The sequence below is a fragment of the Sphingomonas naphthae genome (genome assembly GCF_028607085.1).
In the GTDB taxonomy this organism is placed as follows: Bacteria; Pseudomonadota; Alphaproteobacteria; order Sphingomonadales; family Sphingomonadaceae; genus Sphingomonas_Q; species Sphingomonas_Q naphthae.
The window spans coordinates 809,870-832,748 of sequence record NZ_CP117411.1; the positions used below are offsets into that span (position 1 = coordinate 809,870).

Here is a 22,879-nt window from a genome sequence, read left to right on the forward strand (position 1 = left end):
TTCGATTGTCGGGACCGCGATTTTTTTGTGTAACGAAATCATGACGTTAGCGGTGATTTGAGCCTCCCCTGAGGCGAAGGCCTGTCAAGCGTCTTTATTTCCTTTCAATGACAATTCTACGCCTTGATCGGGATCGCCGCCCGTTCCTAAAGTCCTCCCGTCCCGACGGTGATTCTCCGGCGGGCACCAGCGAAGCGTAAGAGTATCGCGGGCGCACACGGCGGGGACCGGGGGCGTTGTGAGGATTTTTGTGGCCAGTGATCGACCGGAGCGGCTGACCCCGTTTCGGCGACCGGAGGGGTGTGTTTCGAGTGAATGACGTATCGGCCACTGCAATGACGTCCGCCCGCACCGGAGCGCCTGCCATGCTGTGGGGCGAGGTCGCCACCGGCCTGCGCCGGACGATCGGCGCGCGCACGTTCGACGGCTGGCTCAAGCCCTTGTCGTTCGGCTCGTTCGATGCCGAGGAGGGGACGATTCGCCTGATCGCCCCGTCGGACTTCACCGCCGCCTGGGTCCGCACCCATTTTTCCGATCAGCTGCTCGTCGCGTGGCGCGCGACCATGCCCGCCGTCCGCCATGTGCTGATCGAGACCGGCGTGGCGATGCCCAAGGTGGCCGATTTCGCCGCCGTGCCCGCCGCGCCGCCGCCGCCCGCGCCTTTGGTTTCGCAGCCGTCGACCGCCACGGCCGGCGGCGACCGCACCGGCATCTCGCTCGAGGCGCGCTACACGTTCGACGCCTTCGTCGTCGGCAAGCCCAACGAAGTGGCCTATAACGCCGCCAGGACGATGGCCGAGGGCGGCGCGATCGCCTTCAACCCGCTCTTCCTCCATGGCGGCACCGGGCTGGGCAAGACCCACCTGATGCACGCGATCGGCCATGAATATCGGCTGCGCCACCCCAATGCGCGCGTCGTCTACATGTCGGCCGAGCGGTTCATGTTCGAATTCGTCGCCGCGATGCGCGCGAAGGACACGTTCAGCTTCAAGCAGTGGCTGCGCGCGGCCGATCTGCTGCTGATCGACGACGTGCAGTTCATCGCCGGCAAGGATTCGACGCAGGAAGAATTCTTCCACACGATGAACGAGCTGATCTCGGCCGGTCGCCGCCTGGTGATTTCGGCCGACCGCAGCCCGCAGGATCTGGAAGGGATCGAGGGCCGCATCCTCTCGCGCCTGTCGTGGGGCCTCGTCGCCGACGTGAACCCGGCCGATTTCGAGCTGCGCCTGAACATCATCATGAAGAAGATGGAGGCGATGCCGCAGGTGGACCTGCCGCGCGACGTCGTGATGTTCCTCGCCAAGCGGATCAGTGCCAGCGTGCGCGAGCTGGAAGGCGCGCTGACCCGCGTGGTCGCCTATGCCCGCCTGACCGGCAAGCCGATCGATCTGGCCTTCACCGAGGAGACGCTGGCCGATCTGCTGCGCGCCACCCAGCGCCGGGTGACGATCGACGAGATCCAGCGCCGCGTCTCCGATCACTTCCGCATCCGCCCGTCCGAGATGGTCTCGGCCCGCCGCGCGCGCGAAGTGGCCCGTCCGCGCCAGATCGCGATGTACCTCGCCAAGCAGCTGACGCCGCGTTCGCTGCCCGAGATCGGCCGCCGCTTCGGCGGGCGCGATCACACGACGGTGATCCACGCCGTCCGCCAGATCGAGAAGCTGCGCGCGACCGACGCGGAGCTGGACGCCGACGTGCGGCTGCTGCTGCGCCAGTTCGAGGGGTGAGGGCTGGCCGTGCTCCTGCGCAGGCAGGAGCATAGAGGAGCAGGCGCTGCGTTCCGTAACCCTGGGCTTTCGGCCTTGCCGGAGCGCGGTCGCGAGAGGGTAAAATCGCCCCACGCCACACCCCGTCAGCCCTATCTTAACGCCTTCGGTCGCAAAGCCCGTCTCAAGAGAGAAAGGGTTGTGGCCATGTGGCTATCGATTTCCGCGAAGATCGCCTTCTGCATCAGCTTCGGCTGTTTCGTCGCCAGCTGCGTCGTGGCCGATTTCGTGCCCGATCATGCGCTGGTCCTCGCTTACTCGCGGGGGTCGTTCTTCAGTTTCGCGATCGGTGTGGCGCTGGGGCTGGCGGGCCTGCTGGCGCGGCGAATCAGGCGCCCTCGCGCGATGCCGGGCGAGCCGATGCGTCCAGCGCCATGACGGGGGCGGGCGCCGGGCCGGTGGCATGGCGCTCCGCCTTCGATCGGCGGTCGCGCCGCCAGTGGCCGTCGCCGCCTTTTATCAGTGGTGCACCGCAATCGCGGCACGAACTGACATAGGCGCTTCCCGTGTCCCGCACGAGTCGGCCATCACGCTTGTGGCGGCCAAAGATACACTCCAACAACATGGCCGTTTCCTCGCTGCCTGCGCGTTCGGCTTCCGACTGGAGTGTTAACCATAATCTATCGTACCGCATCGCAGCAAGAGAAAATGGCGGTTTTCTGCCAAAATGGAATCTGATGACTGCGCCGCAACTTAGCCGATGATATCTGTAATTTACGGATAAGTGTGCGGGATTGTTGGGTGTGGGGTGCGCCTTTGGATGATCGCCCGCGCACCGATTGCAGATAAAGCAATTGCTGTCGCTGCCTTTCGCACTTGCATCATTTCGTGCTGCGGTGCACAAAGACCGTGCCTTTCAGGCATCCTCTCCTAAAACTTCAGGGCTGCCCTTGGGTGGCCCTTTTTTTTGCGTGCGATTCGGGCTAGGCATGCGCTGCTGCTCGCGACAAAAAATAATCGGAGTGGAGCCGCCGGCCAAACCGGCAAACGGCGAGCAGCGGGGATAGAGCCACCCTCCGGGGTGGCTCTCCCCGCGTCGGGGCGAGGACGGCTTCAACCAATATGGCGCAGGCGGCGATCGAGGACGATCCCGGCAAGGTTTTGCGAGCGGCGGACATGCCGCAGCCGCACGCGCGCCATATCGCCCGTCAGCGCCAGGAAGCGGGCGCGATGCGCCACGAACCGCGCATCGCGACAGGGCTGATCGCCGCCCGCCTGTGCGATCACCTGCGTCGAATCACCCAGGAACTCCACGTCGGGCGCGTCGGGCATGTCGGCCAGCATCGCCCGCGCGACGTCGGCGGCATGGATCAGTGCGAGCCACTCGGCATCGGCATTGTCGCCGATGCCGGCATCGCGTTGGACATGCTCGATCCCCCGTACCACCACTGCGGTCTCGATCGCGCCGGGATTGGGGCGGCAACCGCCGTCGAAATAGAGGCGCAGGCGTCTGGGCGGCATCGATACACGTCTAACACGGGAATGGCCCTGCGCCTTGCTCTGGCGAGGTCGGGCAGAGCGGGGGAGGCAATGCCGCGGCGCCGTCGTGACAAACGCCAAGCCTATGCGGTAGCGGTGGGCACATGGCCGAGATCGTCAACCTTCGCAGCGCCCGCAAGGCAAGGGCCACAGCCGAAGCGGAAAGCGCCGCCGCCGCCAATCGTGCGCGGTTCGGCCGAACGAAGAACGAGAAACGGCGGGACGATCTGGAGCAGGCGAGGGCCGAGCGGACACTCGACGGGGCGAAGCGGGAGGACTGAGCCTCTCCACCGCCGTCGTGAGCCGCGCGGGAGTTCACCGAATTCCCACGCGACGCCCGCCGGTTCGTCGCATCAATGCACGAAGCGCGCCACGACCTCGCGGTAGGAGCGGCTCACCTTCACCTGCGCGCCGGAATTCAGCACCAGGAAGCATTCGCCGTTGGTGTGCGGCTTCACCTGCTTGACCAGATCGAGGTTCACGATGGTCGAGCGGTGGACGCGCTGGAAGCGGCGCGGATCGAGGCGGCGTTCCAGATCCTTCATCGTCTCGCGCAGGATCAGCGTGTTGTCGCCGGTATAGATGCACATGTAATCGCCGGCCGCGTCGATCCGCTCGATCGTGTCGACGTCCACGCGGAAGATCTGGCCGCGATCCTTGATGTTGATGAGTTTCTCGTAGCGGCTGGCGGCGAGCTGGTCGGTCGCCTCGGGCATCGCCTCGGCCGCTTCCGGGGCATGTTCGGCCAGCACTTCCTTCAGCCGCTCGGCTTCCTCGCCCGCGCGCTTGGCGGCGAGGCGCTGGCGCACCCGCTCCAGCGTGTCGGCGAGGCGATCGGTATCGACCGGCTTCATCAGATAATCGACGGCGTCCGCCTCGAACGCGCGCAGGGCGTGATCCGAATAGGCCGTCACGAACACGAACAGCGGCGGCTCCACATCCATCAGCCCCTGCACCACCGAAAACCCGTCGAAACCGGGCATCTGGATGTCGAGGAAAACGAGGTCGGGCTTGTGAGTCTTGATCGCGCGGATCGCCTCGCGGCCGTTCATGCAGCGCTCGACGATCTCGACATCCTCATGGGATTGCAGGCGAAGTTCCAGGCCCTGGATGGCGAGCGTCTCGTCGTCGACCAGGATGGTGCGAATGCTCATTCGTGTTCCTTACGCTTACTCGGTCTGAAAGGGAATTTCGATCGTCACCACGAACCCTCCCTCGGCCCGCGCCTGAGCATCGAACCGCTGGTCCGCGCCATAGGCCTGCGCCAGCCTGTCGCGGATATTCGGCAGGCCGACGCCGGTGGAGGAGGTGGGTCGCGGAACGGCGTCGTTCAAGCCCGGCCCCGTATCGGATACGGTAATCACCACCCGCGCCGCCTCATAGCCGCCGCCCAGCAGCCGCGCCTCGACGGCGATATCGGCGCCGTCCTCCTTGGGCGTGACGGCATATTTGATCGCATTTTCGACCAGGGGCTGGAGCAGCAGCGAGGGCAGGCGCGCGGTGGAGACGCGCGGGTCGATCTCGAAAATGGTGCGCAGCCGCTCCTCGAAGCGCATCTTCTCGATATCGAGATACAGTTTGAGCGTTTCCACCTCCTGCGCGAGCGTCACCGATCCGGTCGGCTCGTTCACCAGCGTATACCGCAGGAAGGAGGACAGGCGCGACAGCATCGCATTGGCCCGGTCGGTCTGCTTGAGCAGCACCAGGGTCGAGATCGAATTGAGCGTGTTGAACAGGAAATGCGGGTTGATCTGGTAGCGCAGCATCGCGAGCTGAGCGGAGGCGGCCTGCACCTCCAGCGCCTGCATCCGATCGGCCTGTTCCTCGGCCAGCAGGTAGAAATTGATGCCGTAATAGAGCGCCGACCACGCCGCGAGCAGCGCGAAATCGAGCAGGATCGCCGAGAAATACTGGATACCCTCGGGCGCCGCGCCCTGGCGGTAGAAGGTGAATTGCGCCCAGGTCTCGATCGTGGAGAAGGTGGCCGAGGCCAGCACCGTCACGATGATCGAGCAGCTCCAGGTGATCGCCGGGCTCATCTTGAAGAGCTTGCGGTACATCGCCGACATCAGGAGCGTCAGCGAATAGCCCGTCGCCGTGGTCAGCGCGGTGGGCACGATGAACAGAAAGCCCATCGAATTGGCGATGCCGCCGAGCGAGCGAAGCACGAAATAGCCCGCCCAGCCGACCGACTGGAGGATCCAGAAGGCGCGATTCTTGTCGCCGAAGAAGGGCCGCGCGGGGACGGAGGGGGTCGCCATCGGCATATCCCCTACAGGATAGCGACATCATCGTGCAATTTCAGTTGGGGATAGTTGCTTCGCGCCCGCTTGTGTGATTCAGCGGAGCGGTTAGGGATTTAGAAAGCGCCGAGGAGCCGAGACGATGAAAAGCCCCTTTTCCGCCCCCGCGATCGGCCTGCTCGCCTCCTGCCTCATGCTCTCCGCCTGTGGCGGCACGAGCGACAGCGGCGACGTCAATTCGATCCTGACGCCCTCCACGGGCGCCAGCGGCACCAACAGCACGCTGACCGGCACGCTCGTGTCGGAGCGCTTCCCCGCCGTCGCCAACCGGCTGCAGGTGAGCACCAACACCGCCGGCGGCATCATCAACGCCAACACGCAGACCACCAGCTACGGCACGATGGCGATCTCGTATAATTCGGCGTCCAACAGCTACACCGTCTCGGATTCGGGATCGTCGAAGGTGACGGTGTTCACGCCGGCCGACCAGACCGCCTCCACCGCCGCCTTCCGCCACTTCCGCGTCGGCAACGAGGATCTGAGCATCCTCGCCAACCAGACCGGCAACCCGCGCGTAAACCTCAGCTACGTCACCTACGGCGTCTGGGCACAGGTCGCGGCGGCGGGCGGCACCTCCAACTATCGCACCCTCGTGGCGGGCGTGCAGACGCCCTACGGCAACGTGCCGCGCACCGGCACCGGCACCTATGTCGGCGCGGTCGACGGCTATTGGGTGGCGGGCGGCACGCAGCAGCGGCTGTTGGGCTCGGTCGGCTCGATGACGGCCAATTTCACCAGCGGCGTGGTCAATACCACCCTGTCGATCAGTGGCACCACCGACCTGAGCGACAATGGCGCGGGCCAGCGCAACATCCTCGGAACCTATTCGGGCGCCGGCACGATCCAGAGCGGCACCAACCAGTTCGGCGGCGTCCTCAACCCGGTCAACCAGGGCGATACCCGCTCCGACGCGAGCTATACCGGCAATTACACCGGCGCCTTCTACGGCCCCAACGCCAACGAGGCGGGGCTGAGCTTCAACCTGAACAGCTCGGCGCAGGATGGCGGCACGCTCTCCGGTGTGCTGGTCGGGCGCGGCACGATCGTCGCCGATCCGCCGGCCACCACCACGCCCGCGACCACTACCACCGGCCGCTGACCCACCGGGACCGACCTCGCTGACGATCGCCCTGTTCATCCTGGCCGCCGCAGCGAGCCCGTCCCCGGCGGCGGTGCAGCCGCTCGACTATTCGGTGCCCGATCATCAGGATCCGTGCCTCGCGGGCCAGGCCTGCGCCGAGGGGCTGTCGGCCGCCGGCGTGCTGGCGGTGGCCGAGGATCTGGTGCGCGACGGGCGGCGCGGCGAGGCCGAGGCGCTGCTGGGCGCCGTCACGGCCGACAAGGACGTGGATCTGCGCAATGAGGCCCGCTTCCGCCTCGCGGCGCTGCGCACCGCCGATGGCGCCTATGCGCCGGCCATCGCCCTGCTCCGCGCGATCCTCGACGAGAAGCCCGACGCGCATCGCGTGCGGCTGGAGCTGGCGCGCGTGCTGGCGCTGGACGGGCAGGAGACCGCCGCCCGCCGCCAGTTCGCCCGCGCGCAGGCCGCCGGCCTCCCCGACGACGTCGCCGCCAATGTCGATCGCTTCCAGACGGCGCTGCGCTCGCGCCGCCGGCTGGGCGCCACCGCCGAAGTCGGCATCGCGCCCGACAGCAACATCAACCGCGCCAATGGCGACGCGACCGTGCAGGTCGGCAACCAGATCATCTCGCTCGACGCCAACGCCACCGCGAAATCGGGCGTCGGCGTCACCGCCAAGGGGCAGGCCTTCTGGCGACCGCAGCTGGCCACCGATCTCGATGCGCTGGCGACCGTCTCGGTCAACGCCGACATCTACGGGCGCGGCCAGTTCAACGACATCGCCACCACCGTCGCGCTCGGCCCGGAATATACCAACGGCCGCTCGCGCTATCGCGCGCAGGCGATCGTCGGGCGGCGCTGGTTCGGTGGGGATCGCTATTCGGACACGCTGGGCGGCAGCGTATCGTGGCAGCGGCGCATGGGCCCCGGCCAACTCCAGATCGATCTCTCCGCGCTCGACGTGGATTATGCCCAGAATCCGGCGATGGACGGGATGAGCTATGCCGGCTCGATCCGCTACGAACGCGCGCTCGGCGCCCGCAGCTATGCGCGCGTGACGACGACGGCGCAGCGGCAGGACGCCAGGGCCGAGGCCTTCGCCACCTGGACTTATGGCGGCGAGCTGCTGGTGTCGCGCGACGTGGGCCGCATCGGCCTCTACGGCGCGGTCGGCTATTATCACACCAAGGCCGACGCCGCCTTCGTCTTCCCCGGCGTCGGCCGCGACGACGATCTGTGGACCCTGGAAGGCGGCATCGTGATGCGCCGCTTCGCCGTGGCCGGGATCGCGCCGGTGCTGAGGGTCCGCCGCATCCGCAACAGCAGCCCGGTTTTCTTCTACGATTTCACCCAGACGCGCGTGGAAATGGCCCTGACGCGGGATTTCTGAGACCCCCGACCCAAAAAAGAAGTCCGTTCATCCCGAGCGAAGTCGAGGGATCGGCCAGCATCGAGCGGAGCCGAGATGCGGATGTTCGGAGAGCCGCCCCTCGGCTTGGCTCGATCTTTTATGGTCCCTCGACTTCGCTCGGGATGAACGGGAAGGGATGGAGACCGGATTGGACATGACGGACGGTTGACGCCAGCCCCCCACCCGGAAACAACCACCCCATGCCCGACATCGCCACCATCGTCCGCGAGATCGCCGAGGAGATGGCGGCGGCGCCCGATCGCGGGCAGGTGGCGACCTATATCCCGCCGCTCGCCGCCGTCAGCCCGCGCCGCTTCGGCATGGCGGTGATCGAGGCGGACGGCACCGCGCATCTGGCGGGCGATGCCGAGGCGCCCTTCTCTATCCAGAGCGTCTCCAAGGTGTTCGCCCTCACCCTCGCGCTCGGCAAGGTCGGCGACCAGCTCTGGCAGCGGGTGGGGCGCGAGCCATCGGGCAGCGCCTTCAACTCGATCGTCCAGCTCGAGACCGAGAGCGGCATCCCGCGCAACCCCTTCATCAACGCCGGCGCGATCGTCGTGGCGGACATGCTGCTCGCCGGCCACGCCCCGCGCGAGGCGATCGGCGAGATCCTCCGCTTCGTCCGCGCGCTGGCGGGCGACGACACGATCTTCATCGACGAGGCCGTCGCCCGCGCCGAGCAGGAGACCGGCTATCGCAACGCCGCGCTCGCCAATTACATGCACGCTTTCGGCAATCTGGCGCATCCGATCGAGCGCACCTTGGGCGTCTATTTCCACCAATGCGCGCTGGCGATGAGCTGCCGCCAGCTGGCGCTGGCCGGCCGTTATCTGATGGCGCGCGGGCGCAATCCCGACACCGGCTTCTCGATCGTCTCGCCCCAGCGCGCGCGGCGGATCAACGCGCTGATGATGACGTGCGGCCATTATGACGGATCGGGGGAGTTCGCCTATCGCGTCGGCCTGCCCGGCAAGTCGGGCGTGGGCGGCGGCATCCTCGCGGTGGCGCCGGGCAAGGCGTCGATCGCGGTCTGGTCGCCGGGCCTGAACGAGCGCGGCAATTCGCTGCTCGGCACGCTCGCCCTGGAGCGGCTGGTGCAGCGCACCGGCTGGTCGGTGTTCGATCCCGGCGCGGACCTCGGCCGATGATCGAGCCATGGGTCGATTTCGCCGGCCCCGCGCTGGCGGCGGGCGAGCCGGTGGCGCTGGTGAGCGTGCTAGCGACCGAGGGCTCGGCCCCGCGCGGGCCCGGCACGCGCATGGCGGTCACCCGTGCGGGCATCGGCGGCACGATCGGCGGCGGCGCGCTGGAGCATCAGGCGATCGATCAGGCGCGCGCGCTGCTCGGCCTGCCCGCCGGCCAGTGGCGGGTGCAGGATTATCCGCTGGGGCCGCTGCTCGGCCAATGCTGCGGCGGGCGGGTGCGGCTGCTGGTGGAACATCTCGATGCCGCCGCCGCCGGCTGGATCGGCGCCACGGGGCTGCTGGAAACGCATTTCGCCGCCGACGGCCTTTCCCGCGCCCTGCTCGATGATCGCACCCCCGTGGCGCCCCTGCCGGCGCGCGGCCCCCGGCCGGAGGCGGGCGAGCGGATCGTCGAGCGGCTGGGGCAGCCGTTGCTGCCGGTCCATCTGTTCGGCGCGGGCCATGTCGGGCAGGCGATCGCCCGCGCGCTGTCCGGCCTGCCGATCGCATTGGCCTGGTTCGACAGCCGGCCCGAGATGGCCGCCATCCCCGGTGTCGTGGTGGACGAGGCCGCCGCGCTGGCCGAATGCGCCGCCGGCATCCCGCCCGGCGGCGTGGCGCTGATCCTCACCCACGATCACGCGCTCGATTACGACCTCACCCGCGCGGCCCTAGCCTCCCCCGCCTGCTTCGTCGGCCTGATCGGCTCGGCCACCAAGCGCGCCCGCTTCCTCGCCCGTCTGGCGCGAGACGGCGCGGACGCCACGCGGCTGACGTGTCCGATCGGCATCGCGGGCATCGCCGGCAAGGAACCGGCCGTGATCGCCGTCGCGGTGGCTGCCCAACTGCTGCAACTGCATCAGGCATTGGTATGAGCGCGATGGCCGGGCAGGGGGCCATTCGACTCACCGCGCCCTTAACCGCCCGGTAACCGAGCGGCCGTTAACCACCGTCCACCACCTAAGGACAGGTCAACGGACGTGGAACAACCCTGCAAGATCAAAGCCGAGGCGGCGCTGGACGGCGCCGCGCTGCGCGCCGAGGCGCGCGACAGCATCTTCGTGATGGCGACGATCGGTCGCCCCGGGGAGGACAAGGTCGCCGCCAAGGTACGCGACGTTTCGGCCGGCGGGCTGATGGCCGATTGCGCGGCGAGCTATTCCAAGGGCGAGCATCTCGAAGTCGATCTGCGCGGTGTGGGGATGGTCGCGGGCGTGGTCGCCTGGGTCGAGCCCGGCGGGCGAATCGGCATGGCGTTCGACCGGCGGATCGACGCGACGATGGTCCGCAAGCCCGTCGTCGCCCCCCCGGCGGCGCAACCCTCGCTCATCAAGACGGCGACGCGGATGCACCGGCCGGGACTCGGCGGCGGCGTGAGCGGACTTCCGCCCAGGCGCTTTCGGTAACAATATCCGGCGCCCCGGCGCGGGCCGGGGGCCTCGGGAGGTACGGGGACGGGTCGGGTGTGGCAGTCGCTCTAGTCTGGCCGATAGCGGCGGTTCACCGGGTATGGCGCTTCACTTCATGAGGCCCCGGCCTTCGCCGGGGCGACGGATGGGGTCGGGCCGTCAATCAATCAGGTCACCCACCATCGGGCCGCCGGGCGCATCGCACCCGGCTCGCCACATATCAGAGGCGCGAGAGCGCCTCCTTGATTCGCAATTTCTGTTTCTTCAGCGTGGCGATCAGCGTTCCGTCCGGCGAAGGCCGTGACCGCTCGGCGATGATTCGCTCGTCGAGCCCGGCATGTTTCGCCTGAAGGGCGGAAAAGTGGGAGGTCTGCATCAACTGCGCTCCTTTCTCTCTGCTCGGTATTTTGTGACTAAACCATGAAAGGCGAGTCGAGTCTCCGCCCGAATCATCCGCTTTCGACGGAATGAAATCCACAGCGGATGGACCGTTCGGCGCATCGCCCAAGCGTGCCGCTTGAGCGGCCGGGGGCTTGGCCTTAGAGACTGATCCGGCAAAGCCAGATAGGGCGGCACCGGCCCGCTCCTCCATTGGCCACCCGTAAGATACTGCCGTTGGGTGGCCGGGTAGGGGAAGCGGGCCGGTGCCGACGTCCGCCGTGAGGCGGACGGACAATCTGGCCAGCGTAGATCGCGGGGCGGGGGAAGTGCGTTGGACGAGGCCGAGCTGATCCACCGGATCGCGCTGCTGCGACAGGAACATCGCGATCTGGACGCCGCGATCGACGCCATGCTCTTCTCCGCCTCGCCGGACCAGTTGCAGGTCGCCCGGCTGAAGAAGCGCAAGCTGCTGCTCAAGGACGAGATCGCCCAGCTTCAGGATCAGCTGGTGCCGGATATCATCGCGTAACGACCCGACGCCATCTTTTCGTCTGCGAGCGCAGCGAGGCAATCCAGCGGCGGAACCTGGATGCTTCGCTGCGCCCGCAATGACGGTAAAACGCAAAAAGGCCCTCCCCGGGGGTGGGGGAGGGCCTCCTGCATTCATCCGCCGTTGCGCCGCACCGCTACTAGGGGGGGCACGCCACGGCGCGGCGGATGAAACCTTATGCGGCCTGGGGAACGGCCTCGATGGTCTGCGCGGCGGGCTCGGCACCGCCGATGGCGATGCGGCGCGGCTTCTTGTGCTCGGGCACCTCGCGGACCAGCTCGATGTTGAGCAGGCCCTTGTCGTATCCGGCGCCGGTCACCTTGATGGTGTCGGCCAGCTGGAAGCGGCGCTCGAAGGCGCGCTTGGCGATGCCGCGATGGATGAACTCGCGCTTCTCGCTCTCGGCCTCGCCCGCGCGGCCGACGACGATCAGCATATTGTCCTGCACGGTCAGATCGAGTTCGTCCTGGGCGAAGCCGGCGACCGCCATCGAGATGCGGTAGGCGCCGTCGCCCAGCTTCTCGATATTGTAGGGCGGGAAGGCATCGCCTTCGCCGCGGGTCGCGAAATCGACCAGCCGATTGAGGTTCTCGAACCCGATCGACGAACGGAGCAGGGGGGCAAAATCCAGAGTACGCATGTCTTCAATCCTCGAAAAATAAGCGATCGAACCATGGCCCGCAGGCAACCCGCCGGGCCGTGACGGCAAGCCCCGAACGGGCACCTGCCATCGATCCGGGAGATGGGCGGGGGGCGGGGGATTTCAAGGGTGGGTGCGGGCTCGTTAAGCATGTTTTGCGATGGTCGCCGGCCCGCCGCTGTGGCATCCATCGGCCGTGACCGATGGGGACGGACGATGGACGCGGGGCTGACGGGACGGCTGATCGATGCGCTCTATGGCGAGGCGATGCTGCTCGCCGACGAGGCGCGCAGCTGGTTCGACGCGCACAGCCGCGAGGTGCGCGAGCAGCTGCCGCCGCTCGCCCAGATCGGCCTGTCGTGCGAGGCGCTGAAGGTGACGACCCGGCTGATGCACGTCATCGCCTGGCTGTTCGATCGCCGCGCGGTCGCGCGGGGGGAGCTGGAATCGGGCGTCGTCCGCTTCCCGCCCGCCGCGTTGGCCGGCGTGGCGGATGGCGACGCGGACATCCTGGCGCAGTTGCCGTTCGAGGCGCTGACCCTGATCGAGGCGAGCCGCGACCTGTATGAGCGCGTCTCGCGGCTGGCGGGCGGGATCGAGCAGGCGGCGGCGGCGGAGAGCCCGGCGCGCGGGCTCTTTCAGCGGCTCGAGGACGCGTTCTGATTTCTTGACGTCGGGATGACGGCTTTGCTTCCCCGATGACAGCGCGCTTCGGCGGGCTTAGGACGGCACCATTCGCGCGGGGCGCTCGCTCCCGTGCACAGGGAGCCCGACACTTGATCCTCAACCGCACCCGCCGCGCCGCCGTCGCGGCCCTGCTCGCCACCGTCGCCGCCACGCCCGCCCTCGCCGACGAGGGCAAGTGGCTGCCGAGCCAGACGCCGCAGATCGCCGCCAAGATGAAGGCCGCCGGCCTCAAGCTTGATCCCGCGAAGCTGGGCGACCTCAATCTCGCGCCGCTGACCGCCATCGCGTCGCTCGGCGGCTGCTCGGCCTCGTTCGTCAGTTCGGAGGGGCTGCTGGTGACCAACCATCACTGCGTCTACGGATCGGTGCAGTATAATTCCAAGCCGGGGCAGGATTATCTGGCCGACGGCTTCCTCGCCCCGTCCTTCGCCGAGGAACTGCCCGGCGCGCCCGGCACGCGCATCTTCGTGATCGAGAGCCTCAAGGACGTCACCGCCGACGTAACCAGGGGCCTCAGCGACAAGATGTCGGGCCTGCTGCGCGCCGAGCGGATCGAGGCCAGTCGCAAGGCGCTGATCTCGGCGTGCGAGAAGCAGCCGAGCCGCCGCTGCGACGTGCGCGCCTATTATGGCGGCGCGACCTACTTCCTCCAGCAGCAGCTGGAGATCAAGGATGTGCGGCTGGTCTATGCGCCGCCCAGCTCGGTCGGCAATTTCGGCGGCGAGATCGACAATTGGCAGTGGCCGCGCCACACCGGCGACTGGGGTTTCTATCGCGCCTATGTCGCCAAGGACGGCTCGTCGGCGACCTATGCGAAGGACAATGTGCCCTTCCACCCCAAGGCGCATCTGACGATCGCGACCGATCCGCTGAAGGACGGCGATTTCGTGATGGTCGCTGGCTTCCCCGGCTACACCAACCGCCTCGCGACGGCGGCGGAGGCGAAGTTCCAGTATGGAACCTATTATCCGGCGTTCCAGAAGTTCCTGAGCGACTATTCGGACGCGATCATGGCGGCGACCGCCGGCAACAAGGCGACGACGATCGCTTACGCATCGATCGTGCGCGGCGCGGACAATTACAAGAAGAACGCGCTCGGCCAGATCGCCGGCGCCGAGGCGATCGGCCTCAACGAGAAGAAGGCCGCCGACGAGAAGGCCTATCGCGACTGGATCGCCGCCAGCCCCGCCAATGCGAAATATGGCTATGCCGCGCAGGCGCTCGACCGGATCGTCGCCGAGGAGGAGCAGCGCCAGATCGCCGACATGCGCCGCAGCGCGCTCAACCGCGCGCAGTTGCTGATGGCGGCGCGTACCGCGCTGCGCTGGGCGCAGGAGCGGGCCAAGCCCGATGCCGAGCGAGACATCGGCTTCCAGGATCGCGATCGCCAGTCGATCGTGGAGCGGCTGACCCAGATCGAGCGGCGCTACGATCCGAAGGTGGACCGCATCCTGTTCGAGCAGGCGATGCGCGAATATGCCGCCATCCCCGCCGACAAGCAGGACCCGGCGTTCCTGGCGGCGGTGAAGGCGGCGGGGATCGATACGCTCTATTCCGGCACCAAACTGGCCGACACGCCGACCCGCATCGGCTGGCTCGACAAGCCGGTGGCGGCGTTCGAGGGATCGGACGATCCCTTCATCAAGCTGGCCGTCGCGATGGCGCCGGGCGACGCCAAGGCGCGCGCCGAGGGCAAGGATCTGGAAGGGCGCGACCAGATGGCCCGCTCGGTCTACCTCAAGGGCCTGATCGCCTTCGCCGCCAGCAAGGGCGAGGCGGTGGCGCCCGACGCCAACAGCTCGCTGCGCTTCAGCTATGGCAACATCACCGGCAAGAGCCGCGACGGGATGCGCTGGATGCCCTTCACCACCGTGGAAGGCGTGGTGGAAAAGACCACCGGCCGCGAACCCTTCATCTCGCCTGACAAGCTGGTCGCGGCCGTGAAGGCCAAGGATTACGGCCGCTACGCCGATCCGATCCTCGGCACCGTGCCGGTCGATTTCCTCTCCACGCTGGACATCACCGGCGGCAATTCGGGTTCGGCGACCCTGAATGCCAAGGGCGAGCTGGTCGGCCTCGCGTTCGACGGCACGATCGAGGGCGTGGTGTCCGACTGGTATTACGAACCCTCGATCAACCGCTCGATCTCGGTCGACCAGCGCTACATGCGCTGGGTGATGGAAAAGGTGGACGGCGCGGGCCGCCTGCTGGCCGAGATGGGGGTGAAGTGACGGCTTTCCGGGCTTGATTACGGGCCAAGGCTTGTTTCAAGGCTGAAATACCGGAACAACGGGGCGTCGCTATGGGCGGCGCCCTGACCAATCGAGGTGTGTCGACTTGCATCTGCCCTTCCGCCGGAGCTTCGCTGCGCTCACCGCGCTTGCGCTCGTGTCGGGCTGCGCGGTCGGCCCGACCTACAAGCCGCTGACGCCGGCCGAGCTGAAGGTGCCGACCACCTTCACCGCGCAGACCCCGCGCACCCTGGGCGAGGCGGATATCTCGCGCTGGTGGGATTCGTTCGGCGATCCGTTGCTGGGCGATCTCGTCCGGCGTGGCCTCGCCGCCAATCTCGATATCGCGCAGGCCGGCGCCCGGCTGCGGCAGGCGCGGGCGACCTTGCGGCAGGCGCGCGCCGATCTGTTCCCCACGATCACCGCCAGTGGCGCCGTCTCGCGCACGATCGGGCAGGATTCGACGACCAGCACGATCAGCACCGGCGGGGCGGGCGGCACCGGCGTCACCACGGTCACGCGCGGCGGCGACGTGACGATCTATCGCGGCAATTTCGATGCCGCTTACGAAGCCGATCTGTTCGGCGGCATCCGCCGATCGATCGAACAGGCACGCGCCAACGCGCAATCGAGCGAGGCGCAGCTCCACAACACCCAGCTCTCGATCGCGTCGGAGATCGCGCTGGCGTACGTCAGCGCGCGGCTGGCGCAGGCGCAGGTCCAGGTCGCCGAGGAGACGCTGAACGCGCAGGACGAGACGCTGGATATCGTCGGCTGGCGGGTGAAGGCGGGGCTCGTCTCCTCGCTCGATCTGGAGCAATCGCGCGTGCTGCGCGCGCAGACGGCGGCGAGCATCCCCACCTTCCGCACCAATTATGTCTCGGCGGTCAACAGCCTGGCGGTGCTGCTGGGCGAGGCGCCGGGCGCGGTGACCGACGAGGTGGATGCGTTCAAGGACGTGCCGGTCGCCCCCGTCGCCATCGCCGCCGCCATCCCCGCCGACGTGATCCAGCGCCGCCCCGACGTGTCGGCGGCCGAGCGCACCGCCGCCGCGCAGACCGCCGGGATCGGCGTGGCCGAGGCGCAGCTCTATCCGGCGCTCCGCCTGTCGGGCTCGTTCGGCGGATCGGGCACGTCGGTCGGCGACGTTTTCTCCACCGCGATCGGATCGTTGCTGGGCAGCCTGTCCGCCCCGATCTTCCAGGGCGGGCGGCTGCGCGCGCAGGTCGATGCGCAGCGCGGGGCCGCCGCCGCCTCGCTCGCCGCCTATCGCCAGACGGTGCTGGTGGCGTTGCAGGAGGTGGAGAATGCGCTGACCGCGCTTTCCGCCGCCGAGCAGCGCGAGCAGCAGCAGATCGCCGCCGACGAAGCCTCGCGCGCGGCGCTGATCTATGCCGAAAGCCAGTATCGCGCCGGCCTGATCGATTTCCAGACCTTGCTCGAAAGCCAGCGCAGCCGGCTGTCCGCGCGCAACAGCCGCGTGTCGGCCCGCGCCGATCGCGCCACCGCCACCGTCCAGCTCTACAAGGCGCTGGGCGGCGGCTGGGAAAACGCCCCAATCCCCGAGACCGTGTCGGCGGCCGCCCGCGCCCCCGCGACCGAGAGGCCATGATGGACCAGCACAGCACGCAGCCCGATCAGGCCGAGCTCGATGAATTTCTCGGCGTGCAGCCGCCCTCGGCGCGCAGCCGCTACATCCGTTTCGCGCTGATCCTGCTGGGCGCGATCATCGCGATCATCCTGATCTTCCATTTCGCCAGCGGCGGAAAGGCGGAGGCGGATTATGTCTCCAGGCCGGTCGAGCGCGGCAGCCTGACGGTCACGGTATCGGCCACGGGCAACCTCCAGCCGACCAATCAGGTCGATGTGGGCTCCGAACTGTCGGGTCTGGTCGCGCAGGTGCTGGCCGACAACAATGATCGCGTCCGCAAGGGGCAGGTGCTGGCCCGGATCGACACGACCCGCTTCGCCGACACGCTGGCGCAGAGCGAGGCGGCGGTGCTGGCGGCGCGGGCGGCGGTCGGCACGGCGCAGGCGACCGAGGCGCAGTCGCTGGCGACCCTGGCGCGCTACCAGCAGGTCTACAAACTCTCCGGCGGCAAGGTGCCCTCGGGCACCGAACTGGATACCGCCCGCGCCGATTATGCCCGCGCGCTGGCGCAGGTGAAATCGGCCGAGGCGCAGGTCGCGCAGGCGCAGGCGCAGGCGCGGGTGGACAGTTTCCAGCTGAGCCGCGCCTCGATCCTGTCGCCGGTCAACGGCGTGGTGCTGTCGCGCCAGGTCGAGCCCGGCCAGACGGTCGCCTCGTCGTTCAACGCGCCGGTGCTGTTCACCATCGCCGAGGATCTCTCGCGCATGAAGCTGGAGGCCAAGGTGGACGAGGCCGACGTGGGCGAGGTGAAGCGCGGCCAGCGAGCCACCTTCACCGTCGATGCCTTCCCCGGCCGCCGCTTTCCGGCGCGGATCAACCGGGTCGACGTGGGCGCCAACGCCTCCACCACGGCGACCTCGACCAGCAGCACGACGACCACGGCCAGCTCGGTCGTGTCCTACACGGCCGAGCTTTCGGTGGTGAACAGCGACCTCCAGCTGCGCCCCGGCATGACCGCGACGGCCGATATCGTGACGACCGAGAAGCATGACGTGCTGCTCGTGCCGAACGCCGCGCTGCGCTTCACGCCGGGCAGCGGCGCGCGCGGCGGATCGTCGGGCGGGATGGCCAGCATGATGATGCCGCGCGGCGGCCGTCGCGGTGGCGGCGGGGCGCAGGAAGTGACGATCGGGCGGGGCAGCAAGCAGACCGTCTATATCGTCGGCAGCGGCGGCAAGCCCAGCCCCGTGTCGGTCACGGTGGGCGACACCAATGGCACGCTGACCGAGGTGACCGGCCAGCTCAAGCCGGGCGATCAGGTGATCGTCGGCCAGAAGGCGGCCAATGGCCAGTGAGGCGCGGCCTCTGATTCAACTGCGCGGCGTCACCAAGACGTTCGGGCAGGGTCCGGCGGCGTTCCAGGCGCTGAAGGGGGTCGATCTCGATATCGCGCAGGGCGATTTCGTCGCGGTGATGGGGCCTTCCGGATCGGGCAAGTCGACCACGATGAACATCCTTGGCTGCCTCGACATACCGACGGCGGGCAGCTTCACCTTCCGGGGCTTCCACGTCGAGACGCTCGATCGCGACCAGCGCGCGCTGATGCGGCGGCGCTATCTCGGCTTCGTGTTCCAGGGCTTCAACCTGCTCGCCCGCACCAGCGCGCTGGAGAATGTCGAACTGCCCCTGCTCTATCGCGGCGAGGAGAAGGGCGAGCGGCGGCGCTTGGCGATGGCCGCGCTGGAAAAGGTCGGGCTCGACAAATGGTGGGATCATACGCCGGCGGAACTGTCCGGCGGGCAGCAGCAGCGCGTGGCGATCGCGCGGGCGATCGTGACCTCGCCGGATGTGCTGCTCGCGGACGAGCCGACCGGCAATCTCGACAGCGAACGATCGGTCGAGATCATGGAATTGCTCACCGATCTCAACCGGGTGAGCGGCATCACCGTGCTGATGGTGACCCACGAACCCGACATGGCCGCCTTCGCGCGGACGGTGATCCATTTCAAGGACGGGCTGGTGGACCGGATCGAGGCGCAGCACCGCCAGGGCGAGGCTGTTCAATGATCGCCGCATCCTTCTACCGTCATTGCGAGCGCAGCGAAGCAATCCAGCCTATCGACCGGACACCAATGTCGGAACTGGATTGCTTCGCTGCGCTCGCAATGACGAGGCAAGGCTGAGATGCTCGGCACCACCATCCTGCTCGCCATCCGGGAAATCCGGCGGCACCTGCTCCGCTCGTTCCTCACGATCCTCGGCATCGTCATCGGCGTGGCGGCGGTGGTGACGATGGTGACGCTCGGCAACGGCACCACCGCCGCCGTGCAGAAATCGATCGCGAGCCTGGGCTCCAACATCCTCCAGATCCGCCCCGGACAGGGCTTCGGGCGGGGCGGCGGCGGGCCGATGCCGCCCGATTTCAAGCCGGAGGACGTGCAGGCCATCAAGGATCAGATCGGCGGCGTGCTGGCCGTCGCCCCGCAGGCGCAGTCGACCGGCACCGTCGTCCACAACGCCGCCAATTGGTCGACCACGATCAATGGTACGACGGCGGACTATTTCGTCGCCCAGCAATGGGAGCTGTCGTCGGGCCGCATCTTCACGGGTGCGGAGGAGCAGGCCGGCAAGACGGTGTGCGTGATCGGCAACACGATCGTCACCAACCTGTTTCGCGGCGAAAATCCGGTCGGCCAGCGCTTTCGCGTGAAGGATCTCTCCTGCGAGGTGATCGGCGTGCTGGTGCCGCGCGGGCAGGGCGGGTTCGGCAACGATCAGGACGATGTCGTCATCATGCCGATCAAGGCGGTGCAGCGCCGCTTCACCGGCAATCGCGACATTCGCGCGATCATGGTGGCGGTGGATGCCGGCTACGAGACGTCGGCGGTGCAGGCATCGATCAGCCAGCTGCTGCGCGAGCGGCGCAAGCTGGGCGACAAGCCGGATGATTTCAACATCTTCGATACCAAGCAGATCGCCGACACGCTTTCGGGCACGACGCAGATGCTCACCTCGATCGTGGCGGCGGTGGCGGGCATCTCGCTGCTGGTGGGCGGCATCGGCATCATGAACATCATGCTCGTCTCGGTGACGGAGCGGACCCGCGAGATCGGCATCCGCCTGGCGATCGGCGCGGTCGCGCGTGAGGTGCTGCTGCAATTCCTGGTGGAAGCGGTGGCGCTGTCCTGCCTCGGCGGGCTGATCGGGCTGTTGCTGGCGCTGGCGGCGACGTTAGCGATAGCGCCGGCCATGCAGATACCCTTCCTGTTCGACGTGAAGATCAACCTGATCGCCTTCGCTTTCTCCGCGCTGATCGGGGTGGTGTTCGGTTTCTTCCCGGCGCGGCGGGCGGCCTCGCTCAACCCGATCGACGCGCTGAGGCACGAATGACGCCGATCCTGCTGCTGCTGGCGCTCGCGGCCCCGGCCGCCAAGCCCGTGAAGCTGCCCAAGGACGCGCCTTTCTGCGCTGCGCCCGACGCGCCGCAGACCTTCGTGTCGCCGCTCGGCGAACCGTTCCGGGCGAAGGGTGGCGAGCCATACCCCTCGGCCACATGGTTCGCTCGCGCCGACACCAATGCGGACGGGCGGCTGAGTTCGGCCGAGTTCGTGGCCGACGCGGCGGGCTGGTTCAGGAAGCTCGACAAGGACAATGACGCCGCGCTGATCCCCGACGAGATCGCCGCCTATGAACGCGATACGCCCGAGATCGCGCTTTACCGCGTTCGCGAGCGCGGCCCGCGTCAGGAGAAGGATGCCGCGCGCGAGGAGCGGCGGCAGGAGCGTCGTAGCAGCGGCGGACCCCCGCGCGACACCACCTATGGCGGGGCGATGGGGGCGGGGCGCTACGGCTGGCTCAACATCCCGCATCCCTTGTGGGGTGCCGACACCGATCTCGACCGCGCCGTCACCGCCGCCGAATTCGCCGCCGCCGCGCGCAAACGCTTCGTGCTGCTCGACAAGGGCGGGCGCGGCTTCCTCACCCTCGCCGATCTCGGGCCGACCGCCGAACAGGCCGATCGCGCCGCGCCCTGCCGCCCGCGCCCGAGCATCACGGTCACGCCCGGCGAACCCGGCGCGAAGGACGCCCCTCGCCGATGAGCAATCCGCCCCGCATCCTCGTCGTCGATGACGACGCCGATCTGCGCTCGCTCGTGTCGGATTTCCTCGCCGCCAACCATATGGCGGTGGAGAGCGCCGCCAACGGCCGCGAGATGGACGAGAAGCTGGCCGTCGCGCGCTTCGATCTGGTCGTGCTCGATCTGATGATGCCCGGCGAGGATGGGCTGTCGATTCTGCGGCGGCTGCGCAAGCCCGGCGGGCCGGCGGTCATCATGCTCTCGGCGATGGGGGACGATACCGATCGCATCATCGGGCTGGAGGTGGGCGCCGACGATTATGTCGCCAAGCCCTGCAACCCGCGCGAACTGCTCGCCCGCGTCCGCGCCGTGCTGCGGCGGGGCGAGGAGAGCGGCGGCGAGGGTAGCGGCCCGCAGCGCCGCTTCGGCCAGTGGACGCTCGATCTGGTCAACCGCGAACTGAAGCGCGCCGGCGTGCCCAACGCGCCGCTCACCGACGCCGAATTCCGCGTGCTGGTCACCCTGCTCGATCGGCCGCAGCGGGTTCTGACCCGCGACCAGCTGATCGAGCATGGCAAGGGGCTCGACAGCGAGGTGTTCGATCGCGCGATCGACGTGACGATCAGCCGCCTGCGCAAGAAGATGGGGCCGGACGATCCCATCCGCACCGTGCGCAACGAAGGCTATATGTTCACGCTCAAGGTGGACGGATGACCGCCACGCGCGCCCGCCTCGGCGGTCTCTCGATCTTCACGCGCAGCCTGCTCGTGCTGCTGGCGGGCCTCGTCATCGCGCAGATGGTGGCGTTCGGGCTGATCTACAGCTTCGGCGCGCCCCGGCCCGATTTCACCCGCATGTCGGAGATCGCCGATACGCTCGGCGATCGCCCGCATGATCCGCTGCCCCGCCCGCTGATCGTGACCAGGGCCGCCGTCCCGCCGGTTCGCAATGGCGCGCTGACCGCCGATCCGGCCTTCACCGCGATGCTGGCGCGCCGGCTGGAGGTGCCGACGACGCGCGTGCGCCTGTTCTTCGAGCCCGAGCAGCATAGCGCCTTCTCCCCCTTCGCCGGCCGCCGCCGCGACGAGAAGCCGCGCCGCAAGCGCGAGCCGATCTTCTTCGATCGGGTGGTGGCCGCGATCGAGCAGGACGGGCGCTGGACCATCGCCGAAACCCCGCCGCCGCCGATGCTGGCGCCGTGGCAGAAGCGCCTGATCCTGTGGCTCAGCCTGTCCGCGCTAGCGATGGTGCCGCTCGCCTGGTGGTTCGCCCGCGCCATCACCAAGCCGATGCTGAGCTTCGCCGAGGCGGCCGACCGGATCGGCGCCGACCCGTCCGCGCCCTCCGTCCCCGAAAGCGGCCCGGCGGAGCTGCGCTCGACCGCGCAGGCGCTCAACCGGATGCAGGGGCGGCTGGCGGATTATGTCGCCGAGCGGACGGCGATGATCGGCGCCATCGCCCACGATCTGCGCACGCCGCTGGCGCGTATCGCCTTCCGCATCGAGACCGCGCCCGATCCGATGCGCGAGAAGGTGCAGTCCGATATCGAGCAGATGCGGGCGATGATCGCCGCCACCATCGGCTTCGTGAAATCCACCGCGCGCAGCGACGAGCGCAAGCCGGTCGATCTGCGGCTGCTGCTCGGCCGTCTCGTCGCGCAGGAGCAGGAAGTCGGCCGGCCGGTCACGATGCACGGCGAAGGGCCGCTGATGATCTCGGGCGACGCGCTGGCGCTGGCGCGGCTGTTTCAGAATCTGATCGACAATGGGATCGCCTATGGCGGCGCGGTCGCCATTTCCGCCGCGCACGAGGCGGGCGGGGTGGCGGTGCTGGTGCAGGACGACGGGCCGGGCATGGCGCCCGACTTCATCGCCCGCGCCTTCGTGCCGTTCGAGCGCGGCGATCCTTCGCGCAGCCGCGAGACCGGCGGCCTGGGCCTCGGCCTCAGCATCGCACGCACCATCGCCGAGGACCATGGCGGCACGATCGCGCTCGCCAATCGCAGTGTCGGCGGCCTCGAAGTGCGCTGCGTCTTTCCGGCGGCCTGATCGGGACCGAAACGAACCGGCGTGCGTTGCGGAAGCA

The 22,879-nt window shown here is 68.2% G+C and carries 23 protein-coding genes; 18 read left to right on the top strand and 5 right to left on the bottom strand.

The window, feature by feature from the left end; translation table 11 throughout:
* Positions 1-335 precede the first annotated feature (335 nt).
* Positions 336-1,730 carry a chromosomal replication initiator protein DnaA gene (dnaA, locus tag PQ455_RS03815; RefSeq protein ID WP_273689350.1) on the top strand — a complete coding sequence of 465 codons (1,395 nt, stop codon included), beginning with the start codon at positions 336-338 and terminating at the stop codon, positions 1,728-1,730.
* Positions 1,731-1,916: 186 nt separating this feature from the next.
* Positions 1,917-2,147, top strand: a complete 231-nt coding sequence (locus tag PQ455_RS03820; protein ID WP_273689351.1) for a hypothetical protein — start codon at positions 1,917-1,919, stop codon at positions 2,145-2,147.
* A 675-nt stretch (positions 2,148-2,822) separates the two neighbouring features.
* Here the strand turns inward: PQ455_RS03820 and PQ455_RS03825 are convergent.
* Positions 2,823-3,230 (bottom strand): ribonuclease H family protein, encoded by a 408-nt coding sequence (locus PQ455_RS03825; protein WP_273689353.1) that lies wholly within the window; start codon positions 3,228-3,230, stop codon positions 2,823-2,825.
* 122 nt (positions 3,231-3,352) lie between these two features.
* On the opposite strand from PQ455_RS03825, the gene PQ455_RS03830 reads away from it, so the two are divergent.
* Positions 3,353-3,529 carry a DUF4169 family protein gene (locus PQ455_RS03830; RefSeq protein ID WP_273689355.1) on the top strand — a complete coding sequence of 59 codons (177 nt, stop codon included), beginning with the start codon at positions 3,353-3,355 and terminating at the stop codon, positions 3,527-3,529.
* Between the two features lie 72 nt (positions 3,530-3,601).
* Here the strand turns inward: PQ455_RS03830 and PQ455_RS03835 are convergent, their stop codons facing one another.
* Both PQ455_RS03835 and PQ455_RS03840 read right to left on the bottom strand, forming a co-directional pair.
* Positions 3,602-4,402 (bottom strand): LytR/AlgR family response regulator transcription factor, encoded by an 801-nt coding sequence (locus tag PQ455_RS03835; RefSeq protein ID WP_273689356.1) that lies wholly within the window; start codon positions 4,400-4,402, stop codon positions 3,602-3,604.
* Positions 4,403-4,417: 15 nt separating this feature from the next.
* Positions 4,418-5,509, bottom strand: a complete 1,092-nt coding sequence (locus PQ455_RS03840) for a sensor histidine kinase (RefSeq protein WP_273689357.1) — start codon at positions 5,507-5,509, stop codon at positions 4,418-4,420.
* A gap of 124 nt (positions 5,510-5,633) precedes the next feature.
* On the opposite strand from PQ455_RS03840, the gene PQ455_RS03845 reads away from it, so the two are divergent.
* From PQ455_RS03845 to PQ455_RS03865, 5 genes are all read left to right on the top strand, one after another.
* Complete coding sequence (locus PQ455_RS03845) at positions 5,634-6,650, top strand: HupA family protein (protein WP_273689360.1); 1,017 nt, start codon at positions 5,634-5,636, stop codon at positions 6,648-6,650.
* Positions 6,651-6,723: 73 nt separating this feature from the next.
* Positions 6,724-8,022 carry a surface lipoprotein assembly modifier gene (locus PQ455_RS03850; RefSeq protein WP_273689361.1) on the top strand — a complete coding sequence of 433 codons (1,299 nt, stop codon included), beginning with the start codon at positions 6,724-6,726 and terminating at the stop codon, positions 8,020-8,022.
* A gap of 221 nt (positions 8,023-8,243) precedes the next feature.
* Positions 8,244-9,191 (top strand): glutaminase, encoded by a 948-nt coding sequence (locus PQ455_RS03855; RefSeq protein WP_273689362.1) that lies wholly within the window; start codon positions 8,244-8,246, stop codon positions 9,189-9,191.
* Positions 9,188-10,102, top strand: a complete 915-nt coding sequence (xdhC, locus tag PQ455_RS03860) for a xanthine dehydrogenase accessory protein XdhC (protein WP_273689365.1) — start codon at positions 9,188-9,190, stop codon at positions 10,100-10,102. Before PQ455_RS03855 ends, xdhC begins: the two co-directional genes overlap by 4 nt.
* 105 nt (positions 10,103-10,207) lie before the next feature.
* Positions 10,208-10,633, top strand: coding sequence for a PilZ domain-containing protein (locus tag PQ455_RS03865; RefSeq protein WP_273689366.1), 426 nt, complete (start codon positions 10,208-10,210; stop codon positions 10,631-10,633).
* A 223-nt stretch (positions 10,634-10,856) separates the two neighbouring features.
* Here PQ455_RS03865 and PQ455_RS03870 read toward each other — a convergent pair whose 3' ends face one another.
* The gene (locus PQ455_RS03870; RefSeq protein WP_273691220.1) at positions 10,857-11,012 is read right to left on the bottom strand and encodes a YdcH family protein; all 156 of its coding nucleotides are present in this window, start codon (positions 11,010-11,012) and stop codon (positions 10,857-10,859) included.
* A 336-nt stretch (positions 11,013-11,348) separates the two neighbouring features.
* Here PQ455_RS03870 and PQ455_RS03875 point away from each other — a divergent pair, with 336 nt between their 5' ends.
* Positions 11,349-11,546, top strand: a complete 198-nt coding sequence (locus tag PQ455_RS03875; RefSeq protein WP_273689368.1) for a YdcH family protein — start codon at positions 11,349-11,351, stop codon at positions 11,544-11,546.
* Positions 11,547-11,742: 196 nt separating this feature from the next.
* Here PQ455_RS03875 and PQ455_RS03880 read toward each other — a convergent pair whose 3' ends face one another.
* Positions 11,743-12,207 (bottom strand): Hsp20 family protein, encoded by a 465-nt coding sequence (locus PQ455_RS03880; protein WP_273689370.1) that lies wholly within the window; start codon positions 12,205-12,207, stop codon positions 11,743-11,745.
* Positions 12,208-12,423: 216 nt separating this feature from the next.
* Between PQ455_RS03880 and PQ455_RS03885 the strand changes: the two genes are divergently transcribed.
* The 9 genes from PQ455_RS03885 (at position 12,424) to PQ455_RS03925 (ending at position 22,842) form a co-directional block, all read left to right on the top strand.
* A complete protein-coding gene (locus tag PQ455_RS03885) occupies positions 12,424-12,870 on the top strand; it encodes a DUF1465 family protein (RefSeq protein WP_273689372.1) in 447 nt (148 codons plus the stop codon).
* A gap of 113 nt (positions 12,871-12,983) precedes the next feature.
* Positions 12,984-15,125, top strand: coding sequence for a S46 family peptidase (locus tag PQ455_RS03890; protein ID WP_273689374.1), 2,142 nt, complete (start codon positions 12,984-12,986; stop codon positions 15,123-15,125).
* Between the two features lie 106 nt (positions 15,126-15,231).
* Positions 15,232-16,737 (top strand): efflux transporter outer membrane subunit, encoded by a 1,506-nt coding sequence (locus tag PQ455_RS03895; RefSeq protein WP_273689376.1) that lies wholly within the window; start codon positions 15,232-15,234, stop codon positions 16,735-16,737.
* Positions 16,737-18,071 carry an efflux RND transporter periplasmic adaptor subunit gene (locus PQ455_RS03900; RefSeq protein WP_337958560.1) on the top strand — a complete coding sequence of 445 codons (1,335 nt, stop codon included), beginning with the start codon at positions 16,737-16,739 and terminating at the stop codon, positions 18,069-18,071. The genes PQ455_RS03895 and PQ455_RS03900 overlap by 1 nt, the downstream gene beginning before the upstream one ends.
* Positions 18,061-18,783, top strand: a complete 723-nt coding sequence (locus PQ455_RS03905; protein WP_273689380.1) for an ABC transporter ATP-binding protein — start codon at positions 18,061-18,063, stop codon at positions 18,781-18,783. The genes PQ455_RS03900 and PQ455_RS03905 overlap by 11 nt, the downstream gene beginning before the upstream one ends.
* A gap of 117 nt (positions 18,784-18,900) precedes the next feature.
* Positions 18,901-20,106 carry an ABC transporter permease gene (locus PQ455_RS03910; RefSeq protein ID WP_273689382.1) on the top strand — a complete coding sequence of 402 codons (1,206 nt, stop codon included), beginning with the start codon at positions 18,901-18,903 and terminating at the stop codon, positions 20,104-20,106.
* Positions 20,103-20,816: an EF-hand domain-containing protein gene (locus PQ455_RS03915; RefSeq protein ID WP_273689384.1), complete on the top strand. Its 714-nt coding sequence runs from the start codon at positions 20,103-20,105 to the stop codon at positions 20,814-20,816. The genes PQ455_RS03910 and PQ455_RS03915 overlap by 4 nt, the downstream gene beginning before the upstream one ends.
* Positions 20,813-21,508 carry a response regulator gene (locus PQ455_RS03920; protein ID WP_273689386.1) on the top strand — a complete coding sequence of 232 codons (696 nt, stop codon included), beginning with the start codon at positions 20,813-20,815 and terminating at the stop codon, positions 21,506-21,508. The genes PQ455_RS03915 and PQ455_RS03920 overlap by 4 nt, the downstream gene beginning before the upstream one ends.
* Positions 21,505-22,842: an ATP-binding protein gene (locus tag PQ455_RS03925; protein WP_273689388.1), complete on the top strand. Its 1,338-nt coding sequence runs from the start codon at positions 21,505-21,507 to the stop codon at positions 22,840-22,842. Before PQ455_RS03920 ends, PQ455_RS03925 begins: the two co-directional genes overlap by 4 nt.
* Positions 22,843-22,879 lie beyond the last annotated feature (37 nt).

What these genes read in the sequence shown, in the direction of transcription:
- dnaA (WP_273689350.1), top strand. Translation starts at nt 336, where the DNA reads ATGACGTCCGCCCGCACCGGAGCGCCTGCCATGCTGTGGGGCGAGGTC.
- PQ455_RS03820 (WP_273689351.1), top strand. Translation starts at nt 1,917, where the DNA reads ATGTGGCTATCGATTTCCGCGAAGATCGCCTTCTGCATCAGCTTCGGC.
- PQ455_RS03825 (WP_273689353.1), bottom strand. Translation starts at nt 3,230, where the DNA reads ATGCCGCCCAGACGCCTGCGCCTCTATTTCGACGGCGGTTGCCGCCCC.
- PQ455_RS03830 (WP_273689355.1), top strand. Translation starts at nt 3,353, where the DNA reads ATGGCCGAGATCGTCAACCTTCGCAGCGCCCGCAAGGCAAGGGCCACA.
- PQ455_RS03835 (WP_273689356.1), bottom strand. Translation starts at nt 4,402, where the DNA reads ATGAGCATTCGCACCATCCTGGTCGACGACGAGACGCTCGCCATCCAG.
- PQ455_RS03840 (WP_273689357.1), bottom strand. Translation starts at nt 5,509, where the DNA reads ATGGCGACCCCCTCCGTCCCCGCGCGGCCCTTCTTCGGCGACAAGAAT.
- PQ455_RS03845 (WP_273689360.1), top strand. Translation starts at nt 5,634, where the DNA reads ATGAAAAGCCCCTTTTCCGCCCCCGCGATCGGCCTGCTCGCCTCCTGC.
- PQ455_RS03855 (WP_273689362.1), top strand. Translation starts at nt 8,244, where the DNA reads ATGCCCGACATCGCCACCATCGTCCGCGAGATCGCCGAGGAGATGGCG.
- xdhC (WP_273689365.1), top strand. Translation starts at nt 9,188, where the DNA reads ATGATCGAGCCATGGGTCGATTTCGCCGGCCCCGCGCTGGCGGCGGGC.
- PQ455_RS03870 (WP_273691220.1), bottom strand. Translation starts at nt 11,012, where the DNA reads ATGCAGACCTCCCACTTTTCCGCCCTTCAGGCGAAACATGCCGGGCTC.
- PQ455_RS03880 (WP_273689370.1), bottom strand. Translation starts at nt 12,207, where the DNA reads ATGCGTACTCTGGATTTTGCCCCCCTGCTCCGTTCGTCGATCGGGTTC.
- PQ455_RS03885 (WP_273689372.1), top strand. Translation starts at nt 12,424, where the DNA reads ATGGACGCGGGGCTGACGGGACGGCTGATCGATGCGCTCTATGGCGAG.
- PQ455_RS03900 (WP_337958560.1), top strand. Translation starts at nt 16,737, where the DNA reads ATGGACCAGCACAGCACGCAGCCCGATCAGGCCGAGCTCGATGAATTT.
- PQ455_RS03905 (WP_273689380.1), top strand. Translation starts at nt 18,061, where the DNA reads ATGGCCAGTGAGGCGCGGCCTCTGATTCAACTGCGCGGCGTCACCAAG.
- PQ455_RS03910 (WP_273689382.1), top strand. Translation starts at nt 18,901, where the DNA reads ATGCTCGGCACCACCATCCTGCTCGCCATCCGGGAAATCCGGCGGCAC.
- PQ455_RS03915 (WP_273689384.1), top strand. Translation starts at nt 20,103, where the DNA reads ATGACGCCGATCCTGCTGCTGCTGGCGCTCGCGGCCCCGGCCGCCAAG.
- PQ455_RS03920 (WP_273689386.1), top strand. Translation starts at nt 20,813, where the DNA reads ATGAGCAATCCGCCCCGCATCCTCGTCGTCGATGACGACGCCGATCTG.
- PQ455_RS03925 (WP_273689388.1), top strand. Translation starts at nt 21,505, where the DNA reads ATGACCGCCACGCGCGCCCGCCTCGGCGGTCTCTCGATCTTCACGCGC.